At 59.7% G+C, this 14,400-nt stretch carries 15 protein-coding genes, 1 tRNA gene and 1 rRNA gene; 7 read left to right on the top strand and 10 right to left on the bottom strand.

Going from position 1 to position 14,400, the window contains the following annotated elements; translation table 11 throughout:
- Positions 1–174: 174 nt before the first annotated feature.
- Complete coding sequence (locus tag EDD77_RS16995) at positions 175–1,305, bottom strand: DUF362 domain-containing protein (protein ID WP_058962655.1); 1,131 nt, start codon at positions 1,303–1,305, stop codon at positions 175–177.
- Positions 1,306–1,411: 106 nt separating this feature from the next.
- On the bottom strand, positions 1,412–2,233 hold the full coding sequence (locus EDD77_RS17000; protein ID WP_058962640.1) for an undecaprenyl-diphosphate phosphatase: 822 nt from the start codon (positions 2,231–2,233) through the stop codon (positions 1,412–1,414).
- Between the two features lie 234 nt (positions 2,234–2,467).
- On the opposite strand from EDD77_RS17000, the gene EDD77_RS17005 reads away from it, so the two are divergent.
- Genes EDD77_RS17005 through EDD77_RS17025 form a run of 5 tightly spaced genes read left to right on the top strand, consistent with a single transcriptional unit; the run spans position 2,468 to position 6,345 of the window.
- Complete coding sequence (locus EDD77_RS17005) at positions 2,468–3,103, top strand: potassium channel family protein (protein WP_058962641.1); 636 nt, start codon at positions 2,468–2,470, stop codon at positions 3,101–3,103.
- A 31-nt stretch (positions 3,104–3,134) separates the two neighbouring features.
- Positions 3,135–3,800 carry a potassium channel family protein gene (locus tag EDD77_RS17010; protein ID WP_058962642.1) on the top strand — a complete coding sequence of 222 codons (666 nt, stop codon included), beginning with the start codon at positions 3,135–3,137 and terminating at the stop codon, positions 3,798–3,800.
- Positions 3,801–3,837: 37 nt separating this feature from the next.
- Complete coding sequence (locus tag EDD77_RS17015; RefSeq protein WP_058962643.1) at positions 3,838–4,251, top strand: hypothetical protein; 414 nt, start codon at positions 3,838–3,840, stop codon at positions 4,249–4,251.
- Positions 4,248–5,648: a PH domain-containing protein gene (locus EDD77_RS17020; RefSeq protein WP_058962644.1), complete on the top strand. Its 1,401-nt coding sequence runs from the start codon at positions 4,248–4,250 to the stop codon at positions 5,646–5,648. The genes EDD77_RS17015 and EDD77_RS17020 overlap by 4 nt, the downstream gene beginning before the upstream one ends.
- A 46-nt stretch (positions 5,649–5,694) precedes the next feature.
- A complete protein-coding gene (locus tag EDD77_RS17025) occupies positions 5,695–6,345 on the top strand; it encodes an HAD family hydrolase (RefSeq protein ID WP_058962645.1) in 651 nt (216 codons plus the stop codon).
- A 141-nt stretch (positions 6,346–6,486) separates the two neighbouring features.
- On the opposite strand, the gene EDD77_RS17030 is transcribed toward EDD77_RS17025, so the two are convergent.
- From EDD77_RS17030 to rsxC, 6 genes are read right to left on the bottom strand one after another with little or no spacing between them, the layout of a single operon-like run.
- Positions 6,487–7,275 (bottom strand): RnfABCDGE type electron transport complex subunit B, encoded by a 789-nt coding sequence (locus EDD77_RS17030; RefSeq protein ID WP_058962646.1) that lies wholly within the window; start codon positions 7,273–7,275, stop codon positions 6,487–6,489.
- A 15-nt stretch (positions 7,276–7,290) separates the two neighbouring features.
- Positions 7,291–7,914 carry an electron transport complex protein RnfA gene (locus tag EDD77_RS17035; protein WP_058962647.1) on the bottom strand — a complete coding sequence of 208 codons (624 nt, stop codon included), beginning with the start codon at positions 7,912–7,914 and terminating at the stop codon, positions 7,291–7,293.
- On the bottom strand, positions 7,914–8,582 hold the full coding sequence (rsxE, locus tag EDD77_RS17040) for an electron transport complex subunit RsxE (RefSeq protein WP_058962648.1): 669 nt from the start codon (positions 8,580–8,582) through the stop codon (positions 7,914–7,916). Before rsxE ends, EDD77_RS17035 begins: the two co-directional genes overlap by 1 nt.
- An 18-nt stretch (positions 8,583–8,600) precedes the next feature.
- Positions 8,601–10,508 (bottom strand): FMN-binding protein, encoded by a 1,908-nt coding sequence (locus EDD77_RS17045; protein WP_058962649.1) that lies wholly within the window; start codon positions 10,506–10,508, stop codon positions 8,601–8,603.
- A complete protein-coding gene (locus EDD77_RS17050; RefSeq protein WP_058962650.1) occupies positions 10,505–11,476 on the bottom strand; it encodes an RnfABCDGE type electron transport complex subunit D in 972 nt (323 codons plus the stop codon). Before EDD77_RS17050 ends, EDD77_RS17045 begins: the two co-directional genes overlap by 4 nt.
- Entirely contained in the window at positions 11,477–12,787 is a 1,311-nt protein-coding gene (rsxC, locus tag EDD77_RS17055; RefSeq protein ID WP_058962651.1) for an electron transport complex subunit RsxC, read from the bottom strand.
- Positions 12,788–13,026: 239 nt separating this feature from the next.
- Here rsxC and EDD77_RS18720 point away from each other — a divergent pair, with 239 nt between their 5' ends.
- Together EDD77_RS18720 and EDD77_RS17060 are read left to right on the top strand one after the other, a co-directional pair.
- Complete coding sequence (locus tag EDD77_RS18720) at positions 13,027–13,158, top strand: hypothetical protein (RefSeq protein ID WP_275532622.1); 132 nt, start codon at positions 13,027–13,029, stop codon at positions 13,156–13,158.
- A gap of 292 nt (positions 13,159–13,450) precedes the next feature.
- Positions 13,451–13,774 carry a hypothetical protein gene (locus EDD77_RS17060; protein WP_058962652.1) on the top strand — a complete coding sequence of 108 codons (324 nt, stop codon included), beginning with the start codon at positions 13,451–13,453 and terminating at the stop codon, positions 13,772–13,774.
- Positions 13,775–14,151: 377 nt separating this feature from the next.
- Here the strand turns inward: EDD77_RS17060 and EDD77_RS17065 are convergent.
- Both EDD77_RS17065 and rrf read right to left on the bottom strand, forming a co-directional pair.
- A tRNA-Lys gene (locus tag EDD77_RS17065) sits at positions 14,152–14,227 on the bottom strand.
- Positions 14,228–14,324: 97 nt separating this feature from the next.
- Positions 14,325–14,400, bottom strand: a 5S ribosomal RNA gene (gene rrf, locus EDD77_RS17070); the annotation flags it as partial.

The following is a 14,400-nucleotide window of genomic DNA, read 5'->3' on the forward strand; positions in this document are numbered from 1 at the left end:
CCCCAGGATTTTGGATGCAGAAAGTGCGAAAAGGGGCGGCGCAAGCCTTGGTGGCTTGCCCGCCCCTTTGAACATTTTGTGCGCCAAAATCCTAAAGCAGAACCGTCGTTTTCTTGTGCCACACCGGCTAAGGCCGGGGTGTTTTGCTTTCTGTTTATAATACAAACAGTATTATTATTTTACGACCACCAGTTCATATTCCCGGGTGCCCACGCCGATCTTCTCGGCGTGCTCGGTGCAAACCCGCCAGTCGGTGATGGGGGCGGAGTCGATGAAGTGGTCGCCACAGCTGCAGAAGCCGGGAGCCTTCAGGTGATCGTCCAGCTGGCTGCCGGGGATGGGCGGCATGTTGTTGCAGGCGTCGGCGCAGGCCTGATCCAGCGCCACCGGGTCAAAGCTGGCAAACATGCCCACATCCGGGATGATGGGCAGATCGTTCTCGCCGTGGCAGTCGCAGTTGGGGGAAACATCAATCACCAGATTGATATGGAAATTGGGCCGGTTCTGCACCACTGCCTTGGCGTACTCGGCAATGCGGCAGTTCAGCTCGTCCACCGCCGCGTCGCAGTCGCCGCCGATGGCGTCGAAGTTGCAGTGGGCCAGGCAGCGGCCGCAGCCGGCGCATTTGTTGTGGTCGATGTAGGCGGTGCCGCCCTCGCCGGTGAAGGAGATGGCGTCCTGGGCACAGATCTTGGCGCAGGCGTGGCACTTGCGGCAGAGGGACTGGTCCACATTGGGCTTGCCCGCAGCGTGCTGCTCCAGCTTGCCGGCCCGGCTGCCGCTGCCCATGCCCAGGTTCTTCAGCGCGCCGCCGAAGCCGGTGTTCTCGTGGCCCTTGAAGTGGTTCAGGCTGATGATCACGTCCGCATCCATGATGGCCCGGCCGATTTTGGCGGTCTTTACATGCTCGCCGCCCTCTACGGGCACTTCGGCCTCATCGGTGCCCTTCAGGCCATCGGCAATGATGATCTGGCAGCCGGTGGAATAGGGGGTGAAGCCGTTTTCCATGGCCGCATCCATGTGCTCCAGCGCGTGCTTGCGGCGGCCCACATACAGGGTGTTGCAGTCGGTCAGGAAGGGCCGGCCGCCCAGCTCCTTGACCACGTCGGCCACGGCCTTGGCGTAGTTGGGCCGCAGGTAAGCCAGGTTGCCCGGCTCACCGAAGTGAATCTTGATGGCAACGAACTTGCCCTCCATATCGATCTGGCCGATGCCCGCAGTGCGGATCAGCTTCTGCAGCTTATCCAGCAGGTTCATGCCGGGCTTTGCCCGCAGGTCGGTGAAATAGACCTTTGCCTTTTCCATGCAAATCTCCTCCATTCAAACATCCTTTTTCAAACTCTTATCGCAAAGAGAACACCCGGCCCCGGCCGGATGTTCTCTTTCCTTGTTTTGATTCAGCCGCCGCGGCTCACAGCCCCAGCAGAGCCGCCGCCAGCACCACGATGCCCAGAGCGATGCGGTACCAGCCGAACACCTTGAAGTCGTGCTTTTTCACGAAGTTCATCAAAAATCCAATGGACAGCACGCTCACCACAAAGGCCACCGCGCAGCCCAGACCCAGCACGGCCAGCTGCTCGCCGGTGAACACCATGCCCTCCATCAGATACTTGACCACCTTCAGGGCGCTTGCGCCGAACATGACCGGAATGGCCAGGAAGAATGTGAACTCCGCCGCCACCGGCCGGCTGGCGCCCAGAAGTAGGCCGCCCACGATGGTGGCGCCGCTGCGGGAGGTGCCGGGAATCATGGCCAGCACCTGCCAGAAACCGATGATTAGCGCATCTTTATAAGTAAGCTGGTCAATGCTGCGGATACGGGGCTTTTTGTGCCGGTTCTCGATGAGGATGAAGAACACGCCGTACAGAATCAGCATGGCCGCCACCACCACATAGTTGTAAAGGTGCTCCTCCAGCCAGTCGTCCAAAAGCAGGCCCAGCACCATGGCGGGAAGCGTGGCCACAATGATCTTGAACCACATCACCCAGGTTTTCTTCTTGATGTATCCCTTCGACTTGTCTGCGCAGAAGGGCCAGAGCTTGGGGAAGAAGAGCACCACCACCGCCAGGATTGCGCCCAGCTGAATGACCACCCGGAACAGCTCCAGGAAGGACTCGTCGAACCCCATGTTCAGATACTTTTCCGCCAGAATCAGATGCCCGGTGCTGCTCACCGGCAGCCATTCGGTGATTCCTTCAATGATCCCGTACAGAATCGTTTTAATCCATTCCATTGTTTCGCCTCACTTATTTTCTGGCATTTATCTCCCGCCGCACTTCCGGCAGGTACCATAACAGTATACCACAGGAAAGTGCAAAACAGAACGCCTTTTTCTGCCGGGCTCTTCCTTTTCCCGATAAAATACAGTATAATCGGGTTAATCGAAGAGTGTGGGCCGCCTGTGGGGCTTATGGCCCACATCTCGCTGTTTTTTTCAATTCTTTTATGCTATAAAAGAGGTGTTTTCTTGAATATCCTTGTTGTAGGCTGCGGCCGCGCCGGGGCCAATATCGTACGGATTCTGGAGCAGATGGGCCACGAGGTCTCTGTGATGGATTCCAGCGCAGATGAGCTCCAGCGTCTGGAAGGCGTGGACGGTTATCATTTTTCCGGCGTCGCCGCGGTGGGCATTCCCATCGACATCGACGATCTGCGTCAGGCGGGCATTGAAACCTGCGATGCGGTGGCCATTGCCACCCCGGACGACAGCGTGAACATCATGGTGGCCCAGATCGCAAAAAACATCTTCCATGTGCCCCGGGTCATCACCCGTGTGACCGATCCGGCGCTGAAGAACTTCTTTACCAAGGAATTCGGTCTGCGCACCGTGTGCACCACCAACCTGACCGTGGAAAGCATGCTGCTGGGCCTGCTGGATGACCAGGAGTCCCGCAGTGTGACCATCGGGGCCACCACCACCGCATTCGTCACCGTTCCGGTAAGCCTGCGGGACGTGGGCCGAAGCCTGAACCGCATCCGCCCGCCGGAGGGCGACCTGCTCTACGGCGTATTGCGGGCCGACACCACCGTGGAACTGGCGGTGGAGCCCATGCCGGTGCTGGAAGAGGGCGACCAGATCATCTTCGCCCGCATTGCGGATTAAGGCACAAAGCAGCAAGGAAGAGGAATCGAATATGAGAGTAATGATCGTAGGCGGCGGCAAAGTGGGCTACTACATGGCCAAGACCCTGCTTGACCACGGCCACCAGCCCATCGTGATCGAAAAGGACCGCAAGCTGTGCAGCCAGGTGGCCAACGACCTAGACATTCCCGTAACCCAGGGCGACGGCTCCACCGTGGAATATCTGGAGGCCGCAGGCTGCGGCCGCTGCCAGGCGCTGGTGGCGGTAACCGGCCGGGATGAGGTGAACCTGATCACCTGCCAAATCGCCAAGCGGGTCTTTCATGTGGAAAAGACCGTGGCCCGGGTGAACAACCCCAAGAATACCGAGGTGCTGCGCCGTCTGGGCGTGGACATCGCCGTGTCCAGCACCGACAATCTGGCCCGCATTCTGGAGCGCGAGGTGGAGACCGCCGCCATCCAGCAGGTGCTGAACCTGGCGGGCGGCACCGCCACCGTGTTTGAGATTCAGATCCCGGACCGGTTCAAGTACAACGGCAAAAGTCTGGCCCAGATCCCCATCTCGGAGTCTGCGGTTATCATTGCCATTACCCGCTCGGGCGAGCTGCTGATCCCTCGCGGCAACACCCAGATCCTGAACGGCGACAAGGTGCTCTGCGTTGCGCGGGACACCGCCATTCACGAATTGATGCAGGACTGGGGCCTGGCCAGCAACTGATGTCCCGTTCCGCCCGTATGCAAAGGAGGTCATACCCGTGCTGCGTTTTACCGCAAGTGCCGGCGGCGCCCGGGTGGTGGCCCTCTGGCTTCTGATTCCCGGCGTGGTGCTGGCCCCCTTTGTGTTCTGGCAGACCTTCTGGGGCGGCGTGCTGTTTTGCGCCCTCTGGCTGTTTTTCTGCGCTGTATGTGTGCCGCTGCATCTTTCCACCGTGCGGGGCAGCATCTCGCTGGGTGAGGTGCGCCTGAGCCGGGGAATCCTGTTCAAGTCCAGCCGGCGGGTGCCCACCCGTTTTGTGGCGGGCGTCTGCCGCATTCGCACTCCGCTGCTGGCGCTGGCACACAGCAGCCTTCTGGTGGTGTACACCAGCGGCTGCATGCTGATTCTGCCCCCGGTCTCGGACCGGGATGCCGACCCGCTGATCCACGCTCTGGAAGGAGGCGGCCTATGAGCACCGTGCGCGCCCAGGGGCGTTTCCACATTGTTTTCATCGTCAAATACATCCGTTACGGCCTGATTCTCTGCCTTGTGCCCATGCTCAAGGCACTGATCGAGTTCGACCTGCCCAGCCTGGCCACCGCCCTGCGGCAGGACGCCGCCATCCTGATCGGGATGGCGCTTTTTTCGTTTTTCATCTGGCGGCGCTGCGGCTTCGTACTCACCGATCGCCGGCTCACCCTGCGCCGTGGCATTCTGTGGCACCGCCAGCAGGTGATCCGGCCGTCCCATCTGGCCGCCATCCAGCTGGACCGGCCCATCTATCTGCGTCTGGTGGGCTGCACCCGGGTACGGCTGTTTGCCGCGTCCAGCGCCACCTTCGGCCAGGTGCAGTTTTTCCTGCCCCGCCGCCAGGCCTCGGTGCTGGCGGAATGCCTGATGCCGGTGCAGTCCGCCTCCTCCTTTTTCGCCCCCACCGGGGCAGAACGGCTGCGCTTCACCATGCTCAGCGCCAACCTGGTTACCACCTCTCTGCTGGTAATCTTCAGCGCCCGGCAAACCCAGGAGCTGCTGGGCAACAACCTGGGTGTGGATCTGGGCTCGCTGGCCATGGCCAATCTGGGCCGGCTGGAGCGTCTGGCCGAGCTGTTTCTGCCCGCCGGTGTTGCCTGGCTGTTCACCCTGATCTTCACGCTGTGGGGCATCGCCCTGTTCTCCTCGCTGCTGGCCACCTCCCGGTTCCGGGTCAGCCGCAGCGGCGGCGTGATTCTGGCCAAGGGCGGCCGGGTCAACCTGACCGAGCGGCGCATTCTGGCATCGGCAGTGAGCTACTGCGACATCCGCATCACCCCCATCTCCCGGCTGCTGCGCCGGTATCCGGTGTTCCTGTGCGCCGGCAGCTACACCGGCGCGGATCTTCCCATTCTGGTTTACGGCAAGGGGCGCGACACGCTTTTGCAGGCGCTGATGCCCCAGTTTGTTCCGCCGCGGCCGGTGGCTGGCATTACCGCAAACCGCAGCTGGCCCCAGTTCCTGTGGAAGAGTGGGGCACTGGTTGCCTTCTGCGGCATGCTGTGTGTGGTATCAATATGGAAAATGCCCCAGCTTACCCCGCTGCTGCTGGTGCCGCTGGTGGTCTGTTCCGGTCTGGTGGCCGCCTCGGTGGAGGGCTGGTTCACCGAGGGTGTTGCCCGTAACTCCAACGGCACCATGGCTGTGTGCTACACCCGGCTGTTCAGCCGCCACCAGCTGTGCATATTCAGCCCCAATGTGTCGCTGGCCTGGATTCAGACCCCCTTCTCGGAAGCGGTGGGCCGCTGCACCCTGACCATCCACCTGCCCTGCCGCCGTCGCATCCGTGTGCGCAGCATCAAGAAGCTGGCGGCAGACCATCTGCGACTGGTGGCCTGAGGGCTTTCGTTTTGCTGTTTTTATCGTCAAGGAGGCGGATTTTGCTTTGTATCGTTCTGTAATTTTTGATCTGGATGGAACTCTTTTAAATACGCTGGAGGACCTGGCCGCCGCCGGGGAGTATGTGTGCGCCCAAAACGGCTGGCCTGCCCACACGCTGGAGGAATACCGCTATTTTGTGGGCAACGGAATTCCCAAGCTCTGCGAACGGTTCTCCCCCGCCGACCAGCGCAGCCCCGAACGGCTGGCCCAAACGCTGGAGCAGTTCACCCGCTATTACGACGCTCACAAAGAGGACACCACCGCTCCCTATCCGGGCATTGCTTCGCTGCTGGACGCCCTTCAGGCCGCCGGCGTGGTCTTTGGTGTACTCACCAACAAGGCCCACCCTCTGGCCAAAGGCGTGCTGGAGCATTATTTCCCCGGCCGTTTCAGCTTTGTACAGGGTGCAGTGCCCGGCGTTCCGGTGAAGCCGGAGCCCACTGCCCTGCGGCAGCTGATGGCCGCCATGGGCGCGGATGCCGCCTCCACTCTGTTTGTGGGCGACAGCAATGTGGACATCCGCACCGCCAAAAACGGCGGTCTGGCGGGCTGCGGCGTGCTGTGGGGCTTCCGCACCGAGGAGGAGCTGCGCGGCGAAGGTGCCGATTATATCGCCGCTGATCCCGCGGCTCTGGCACGGATCATTCTGGAGTGAGTTGTTTTTTCATGGTCGCTTTCCCCCTTTTTCGTCCGCAGCCTGTCATAACTGTACTTCATTTTTCACAGATATCCGAACAAAGAAAAAATCCCGCTGCTCAGTGAGCAGCGGGATTTTTCGCGTTGTTTTTCGTTCGGCTTATGCCTTCACGATCACGTGCTTGGGGCAGACCTCCACGCAGGCACCGCAGCCGGTGCACTTGTCGTAGTCGATGCGAGCCAGGTTGTTGGTAACCTTGATCGCCTCGCTGGGGCAGGTCTTCTGGCACTTCATGCAGCCGATGCAGCCGGTCTGGCACTCCTTCATCACCAGAGCGCCCTTCTCGGTGTTGTTGCACAGCACCTTGGGCTTGTTCTCGGTGTTGCCGTGGATCTCGATCACGCCGTGGGGGCAGACCGCAGCGCAGGCGCCGCAGCCGGTGCACTTGGCCACGTTCACGCAGGCAACACCATCCACAATGTGCATGGCATCGAAGGGGCAGGCCTTCACACAGTCGCCCAGACCCAGGCAGCCGTGTACGCAGGCCTTGCCGCCGCCAAACAGAGAAGCGGCAGCCGCGCAGCTGGACACACCCTTGTAGTCAAACTTCTGGGTGCACACGCCGGGGCGGCCCTGGCAGCCCACGATGGCCTTGACCACCGCAGTGGCGCCGGCCTCCACACCCATCACAGCGGCCACGTCCTCAGCGGCCTTGGCGCCGCCGGGAACACACTTGTTCACCGGAGCGCCGGCCTCAACGATGGCCTTGGCATAGTCGGCACAGCCGGCGTAGCCGCAGGCGCCGCAGTTGGCGCCGGGCAGGCAGCCGTTCACCTGACCGATGCGGGGATCCTCCTCCACATGCATAAACTTGGCGGCCAGCACCAGAATGATGGCGCCCAGCAGGCCGACAACAGTAACGATGGCAATCGCCATTGCAATAGACATATTCCCGGCCTCCTTTTAAATTGCACCAAAGATGTTTTCGATCAGACCGCCGAAGCCGCCAAAGCTCAGGGCAGTGGCAGAAGCCGCCACCAGAGTGATGGGCAGGCCTTCAAAGCACTTGGGGGGCTGAGCATCCTCCAGGCGCTTGCGCACGCCGGAGAAGATGACCATGGCCAGCATGAAGCCGAAGCCCGCGCCCAGAGCGCAGAAGATGGACTCCACGAAGTTGTAGCCGTTGTCGATGTTCAGCACGGTAACGCCCAGAACGGCGCAGTTGGTGGTGATCAGAGGCAGATACACGCCCAGAGCCTTGTGCAGAGGAGGCATGTACTTCTTCATGATGATCTCAACCAGCTGAACCAGCACGGCGATGACCAGGATGAACACGATGGTCTGCAGGTAGCCCAGATCCCATTTCAGGTTGCCTTCCGCGTCCACCGGGGTGAGCAGGAAGTTCTGGATGGGCCAGGTCACCGCGGTGGCCAGGGTCATAACAAAGATAACAGCGCAGCTCATGCCGAAGGCGGAGTTGAGCTTTTTGGATACGCCCAGGAACGGGCAGATGCCCAGGAACTTGACCAGGACATAGTTATCCACCAGAATCATGGTGAAGAAGATAGCAGCTAAACGAGCAGCCATTATTCACAGCCCCCTTTCGCGCCGCAGACGCTCTTGGAGGGGCAGCCCTCACAGCCGATGCTGCGCTCTTTTTTGTTGCCGGTCTTGTTTTCGATGAAGATCACCAGAGCCATCAGGCAGCCGAAGGTGAAGAAGCCGCCGGCGGGCGTGGTCATGAAGGTGAACCGGTCGATGGATGCGGGGATCACGGCAATGCCAAACCAGGTACCGGAGCCCAGAATCTCACGGATGGAGCCCATCAGCACCAGGGTCAGGGTGAAGCCCAGGCCCATGCCCAGACCGTCCAGAGCAGAGTCCAGAGGCTTGTTCTTGGAAGCGAACATCTCGGCACGGCCCAGGATGATGCAGTTCACAACGATCAGGGGCAGGAACACGCCCAGGGACTTATCCAGAGCGGGAACGTAAGCCTTGACCAGCATCTGCACGATGGAAACGAAGGTGGCGATGACGGTAATGTAGGCCGGCAGGCGCACCTTGTCGGGGATCACGTTGCGCAGCAGCGAGATCGCAATGTTGGAGCAGAACAGCACGAAGGTAGCTGCAATGCCCATGCCCAGGCCGTTGAAGGCCATGGTGGTAACAGCCAGCGTGGGGCAGGTGCCCAGAACCAGGCGCAGAACCGGGTTCTCCTTCACGAGGCCGTTGGTAAAAATCTGAACTTTATTCATGAATTCACAGCCTCCCTATCAAGACGCAAGGCCCGCGGCATACGCCTGAATGCACTTGCGCACTGCCTTTTTCACGCCGCGGGTGGACTCGGTGGCACCGGCGATGGTATCCACGCCATCCAGACCGGCCTCATCGGTGATGCCGGTGTACTGGCCCAGGTAGTCCGCGCCGGCGGCCTGATCGCCGATGCCGGCGGTCTGACCGGATACATCCACCCAAACGCCGGTGATGGCACCATTGGCGTCAAAGCCAACCGCCACGTTCAGAGGCTTGGTGGAGTATTCATAGCCCTTGTCCTCGGCATACAGCACATAGCTGCCGTCGTCGCCCTGCCAGGCGTCAGTCAGGCCTTCGGGAGCAGTGATCTGGGTCAGAGTGGCCCCGGGAGCCAGCGCAGCGCGGGCTTCCTCGGCGCTCATGGCGCTCAGGTCGGTGCCCTCGCCGCCCTCGTCAGCAGCAGGAGCCTGGCCCAGAGCCACCTCATTGTAGCAGCTCAGGGCGATGTTCACGGCCTCCACAACAGCCTTGGAGGAAACGGTGGCGCCGGAGATGGCGTCCACGTCGCCAATGGCCACCTCGCCGCTCTTGCCCACCAGGCTGGCGGCCAGAGCAGCGGCCTTCTCATTGCCCTCCTCAAACAGCTGAGCACCGTAGCCGGGAGTCTCGCTGTTCTCGGGGAAGCTTACGCCCACAATGGCGCCGTCCGCGTCCAGACCCACAATCACGGGCACCTGGCCGCCGAAGCCCTTGGCACTGGCCTGGATCACCCAGCCGGTGTCGGCCTTCACGGCAGCCTGCACACCGCTGGTGGCAGATTCCACCGCCTCAAAGGTGGTAGCATCGGGCAGAACGGCCTTGCAGGCCTCGTCGCTCAGGGTAGCAGTCTCCACAGCAGCCTCGCTGGAAGCCTCGCTCTCGGCATCGCCGCCCTCGGGAGCAACCGCGGTGGCGGCAGCGCAGTCAGGATACATGGCAACAAAGGCCTGGATGCACTTGCGCACACCCTTCTTCACGCCGCGGGTGGACTGAGTTGCACCGGAGATGGTATCCACGCCATCCAGACCGGCCTCGCCCAGAACGCCCTTGTACTGGTTCAGGTACTCGGCGCCGCCTGCCTGATCGCCGATACCGGCGGTCTGGCCATCGGTGCCAACCCATACGTTCAGGATGTTGCCATCCGTGTCAAACTCCACCAGAACATCCAGCGGAGCGGTCTCGTATTCATAGCCGGTGGCTTCCGTGCGCAGCACGGTGGTGCCGTTGGCGGTTTCCCAGGCGCCGGTCAGACCCTCGGGAATCTCAATCTCGGTCAGCTCCATGCTCTCCAGAGCCTGATCGGGAGTCAGCTGCTCGGCTTCCACCACGGCAGCCTGGCCCAGAGCAACCTCATTGAAGCAGTTCACGGCGGAGTTCACGGCAGACAGAGCAGCCTTGGAGGAAACGGTAACGCCGCTGATCATATCCACGTCGCCCGCTTCCAGGGTGCCGCTCTTGCCCACGAAGCTCTCGGCCAGCTTCTGGCCGTCAGCATCAGAGGGATCAGCCAGCTTCTGGCCGAAACCGGCGGTCTCGCTGTTCTCCATGAACTTCACCTTCAGGATGGTGCCCTCGCTGTCGAAGGCAACAACCACAGGCACGTCGCCGCCGAAGCCCTTGCCATAGGCCTGGATGACCCAGCCGGCGCCGTTGGTAGCCTTCAGGGCCTTGGTCACATTGCTGGACTGGAAGTCGGTGATCTCCTCAAAGCCGTCGGCCTCAGGCAGAACCTCCAGATAAGCGGCATTGGCAGCAGCTTCCTCCTGCGCCTTTATGATGGGAGCGGTCAGCTGGTTGGTGCCGGCCAGCGCGGCGCTGGCCACGATGCAGATTACAACCAGAACCACAACGGGTTTCAGGAAGTTTTCCCACATGTTGTTGTTTTTCATGCCTTTTTCGCCCCTTTCTTCTTCGCGCCCAGGGGTTTCTGGCGGGTCAGATCATTGATGTAGGGAACCATCAGGTTCATGAACAGGATGGCGTAGGAAACACCCTCGGCCATGTTCGCCCAGTAGCGAATGCCGCAGGTGATGATGCCCAGACCCAGACCGAACACGATCTTGCCCTTCAGGGTAAAGGGGCTGGTCACATAGTCGGTGGCCATGAACACGGCGCCGAACAGCAGGCCGCCGGCCAGCAGCTCCGCCAGAACGGGCTTGCCTGCCAGCGCGCTGATCACAGCCACGGTGGCAACATAGGTCACGGGGATGGCCGGGCTGATGGTGCGGGTGGCAACCAGCCACACGAAGCCGATCAGGATGGCCAGAGCGCAGGTCTCACCCAGCACGCCGCCATGCTGACCCAGGAACAGGTCCATGATGGGGTACTGGCCCAGCAGGGAGTTGCCGGCAGCGTCCACCACCTGCAGAGGAGTGGCGCTGGCAGCGGCGTCGATGCCGCTCAGGGTCTCCTCCATGTGAGGAGTGAAGGTCCAGGTGGTCATGCGGGAAGCAAAACCGGTGAACAGCACAATGCGGCCCACCAGAGCGGGGTTCACGAAGTTGAAGCCCAGGCCGCCGAACAGCTGCTTGGTCACAACGATCGCAATGAACGCGCCCACAATGGCAATCCACAGGGGCATGCTCACAGGCATATTCAGTGCCAGAATGATGCCGGTCACCACGGCGGACAGATCGCCCACGGGATTCGGCTTCTTCATCAGCAGGCAGTACAGGTACTCAAAGCCCACGCAGGCAGCGGTGGTAACGCCCACCACCAGCAGTGCGCGCAGCCCGAAGATCCACACGCTGGCAATTACGCAGGGCAGCAAAGCGATAATCACATTGCCCATCAGCCCACGGGTGGACGAGCGGTCCACAATGTGGGGGGAGGCAGTGACCATATAACGGTTTTCCATTTATTTCTTTGCCTCCTTCTTGGCGAATTCTTTGGCCAGGCCCATGGTCTGGGTAACCGGGCGCTTGGCAGGGCAGACATAGCTGCAGGTGCCGCACAGCATGCACAGATCCACGCACAGCTTGTTCAGCTCTTCGGTGTTCTTCTTGTTGAAAGCACCGGCAATCTGCACGGGGGCCAGACCCATGGGGCAGGCTTCGATGCAGCGGCCGCAGCGGATGCAGGGGCCCGCAGCGGGCATGGCGGCCATCTTCTCGCTGAAGGCCAGGATGCCGTTGTTCTGCTTCAGAACGGGCTCGTCGGCGCTGGGCAGGGCAAGACCCATCATGGGGCCGCCGCTGATCAGCTTGGCAACGGTAACGCCTTCCTTCAGGCCGCAGAACTCCAGCACCTCACGCACAGGGGTGCCGATGATGGCTTCCACGTTCTTGGGCTCTTTGATGGCGTCGCCGTCCACGGTCAGGCGCTTGGTCACCAGAGGCATACCGGTGGCCAGGAACTTGCCGATGGTGGATACGGTGGTCACGTTCATCACGATCACGCCCGCATCGCTGGGCAGGCCGCCCTGGGGCACTTCACGGCCGGTGGTGTTCTCGATGAGCACCTTCTCGGCACCCTGCGGGTAACGGCTGGGCAGCACCTTCACGGTCACGCCCGCCACGCCGCTGAACAGCTGGTTCATGGCGCTCACGCACTCGGGCTTGTTGCGCTCGATGCCGATCACGCAGTTCTTGATCTCCAGGTATTTCATCACAGCCTTGACGCCGGAAGCGATGGTCTCGCCGTTCTCCAGCATCTCGCGGGTGTCAGCAGTCAGATAGGGCTCACACTCAGCGGCATTGATTACCAGGGTATCCACCGGAGTCTTGGGGCTCAGCTTCACCGCAGTGGGGAAGCCGGCGCCGCCCAGGCCAACCAGACCACAGTTCTGGATCGCCTCAATAAAGCTCGCCTTATCGGTTACCACCGGGGCTTTTACCGCAGGATCAACGGTCTGCTGGCCGTCGGGAGTAATCACAACAGCGGCCACGCTGGCGCCGTTGGAGATATGCACGGTGTCCACAGAGGCCACCGTTCCGGATACGCCGGAATAGATGTTGGCACTCACAAAGCCCTCAGCTTTGCCGACCAGGGTACCCACCATCACGGTGTCACCCTTCTTGACCACCGGCGTGCAAGGTGCGCCGATGTGCTGCTGCATGGGCAGAACAACCTTACTGGGCACGGGCATCTTCACCGTGGCCAGGGTGGCAGTTCCCTTCTCATGCGGCACGCCGGCGCCAAGCGCCGCACGTTTCAGCTTTTTCAACATGGATTGAACGTTCCCCCATTTCATACAATCTACGGGGCGCATGTACGAACCACAGCATGGCGCACCCGCTCTAGAATATTCTAAATGCTTTGTGGTTTCAAGTCAACATGGATTACGATTCTGTAACCCATCTTCTTCGCATTTTTGCTGATTTTCCCCATAAAATGGTTTGCACGGGCTGGTTGCTTTATGCTATACTTAAGGAACAGTAATCGAACCAATCAAAGGAGGGTTTCCCGATGAAACTGCTTGTTAAAATTTTAGCTTTGATCTTTGCGCTGGCCGGCGCTGCGCTGGGCATCGCCCTGCTCAAGCAGGAGCATGCTCCCTCGTATATCTCTGTGTACGACACCGACGACGATCTGTTCTGATTTTTCCAATATTTGTGTTATTTTTCCGCTTTCTCCTCTTTTCTGGAAGGTTTTCCCTTCTTTATGAATAAGATGGAGGAAGCGGTTTTTTATTGCCGTGTTAATTTCCGTAAATGTTTTAATTTCTCCATTAGCAGCAGCTCATTTTCTCTAATGCACTTTTCTCCAATCTCTTTATAACTGATTTTGTGGTGTTTTTGTGTTTTCGAAAAAAACAGACAAAATACTCTTGTAGCTTTTATCCGCGTATGCTACGATAATAGTACTATAAAATGGTAAGGAGTTGTATGCTATGTCTGAACAGAAACGTGTACGCCGCACATCTCAGCAGATTGCCGCTGACCTTGACCAGCAGATTGCGGAGTTGAATGAGTCCATTCAGGAAGTAGAAGCCAAAAAAGCGGAAGCTGCTGCAAAGTTTGACGCAAAAATCGATTCCATCAACGAAAAGATCCGCAAACTGCAGGCCCGCAAGCACGACCTTCTGACCCCAAAAAAACGTGCTCCCCGCAAGACCAAGGCCCAGCAGATCAAATCTCTGGTCACCAAGGCGCAAAAGTCCGGCATGAAGCTGAACGAAATTGCCGAAAAGCTGGGTGTATCCATCGAAGAATAATCCACTTTTGCGCAAATCTCATAGAGAGCATTAACTGCTTAAAACCCATTGATTCGGTTGCCCTCAATACATCCAATGAATGGGTTTTATTTTTTTACAATAAAATCTGTGCGCCAATTTTCCGACACATTCTTCGCCACGGCAGCAAAACCGCCCGATCATAAAACACACATTGAACAAAAAGCGCGATCTAACAGCGCTCCCCTCTTTGCGGTGTACTTCTAGACGAAGGCGTTAAGAAAAATATGCCGGTGGCATATTTTTTAGCCTGAGAGGCCCTGCGAGCTGAGCCGGAGCGCCAGCAGCGCGAACGGGGAAGCCGCCCCCGCAGGGGGGAAGCGCAACAAAAAAGGCAGGACAAACGTCCTGCCTTTTTGTGGTGCACTTCCAGGGACTCGAACCCTGGGCCCGCTGATTAAGAGTCAGCTGCTCTACCAACTGAGCTAGAAGTGCATGTTATTAAATTTCCGGTCTTGCAAAACCATTCAACCTTGCCACTCGTCGTCCGAGCCGCTGCACTGCCGTTTGAAGACCAAAAAGCAAAGAGAAAAGCCGGCGCCTACCTATTTTCCCAGGTCGTCTCCAACCAAGTATCTTCGGCACAACAGAGCTTAACTTCTGTGTTC

This window comes from Allofournierella massiliensis (assembly GCF_004345265.1).
GTDB classification, from domain to species: domain Bacteria; phylum Bacillota; class Clostridia; order Oscillospirales; family Ruminococcaceae; genus Allofournierella; species Allofournierella massiliensis.

Bases quoted from the DNA above. Each gene is read 5' to 3' on its own strand.
- EDD77_RS17010 (WP_058962642.1), top strand. From the start codon at position 3,135: ATGAGAGTAATGATCGTAGGCGGCGGCAAAGTGGGCTACTACATGGCC.
- EDD77_RS17050 (WP_058962650.1), bottom strand. From the start codon at position 11,476: ATGGAAAACCGTTATATGGTCACTGCCTCCCCCCACATTGTGGACCGC.
- EDD77_RS17020 (WP_058962644.1), top strand. From the start codon at position 4,248: ATGAGCACCGTGCGCGCCCAGGGGCGTTTCCACATTGTTTTCATCGTC.
- rsxC (WP_058962651.1), bottom strand. From the start codon at position 12,787: ATGTTGAAAAAGCTGAAACGTGCGGCGCTTGGCGCCGGCGTGCCGCAT.
- EDD77_RS17035 (WP_058962647.1), bottom strand. From the start codon at position 7,914: ATGGCTGCTCGTTTAGCTGCTATCTTCTTCACCATGATTCTGGTGGAT.
- EDD77_RS17060 (WP_058962652.1), top strand. From the start codon at position 13,451: ATGTCTGAACAGAAACGTGTACGCCGCACATCTCAGCAGATTGCCGCT.
- EDD77_RS17045 (WP_058962649.1), bottom strand. From the start codon at position 10,508: ATGAAAAACAACAACATGTGGGAAAACTTCCTGAAACCCGTTGTGGTT.
- EDD77_RS17030 (WP_058962646.1), bottom strand. From the start codon at position 7,275: ATGTCTATTGCAATGGCGATTGCCATCGTTACTGTTGTCGGCCTGCTG.
- rsxE (WP_058962648.1), bottom strand. From the start codon at position 8,582: ATGAATAAAGTTCAGATTTTTACCAACGGCCTCGTGAAGGAGAACCCG.
- EDD77_RS18720 (WP_275532622.1), top strand. From the start codon at position 13,027: ATGAAACTGCTTGTTAAAATTTTAGCTTTGATCTTTGCGCTGGCCGGC.
- EDD77_RS16995 (WP_058962655.1), bottom strand. From the start codon at position 1,305: ATGGAAAAGGCAAAGGTCTATTTCACCGACCTGCGGGCAAAGCCCGGC.
- EDD77_RS17000 (WP_058962640.1), bottom strand. From the start codon at position 2,233: ATGGAATGGATTAAAACGATTCTGTACGGGATCATTGAAGGAATCACC.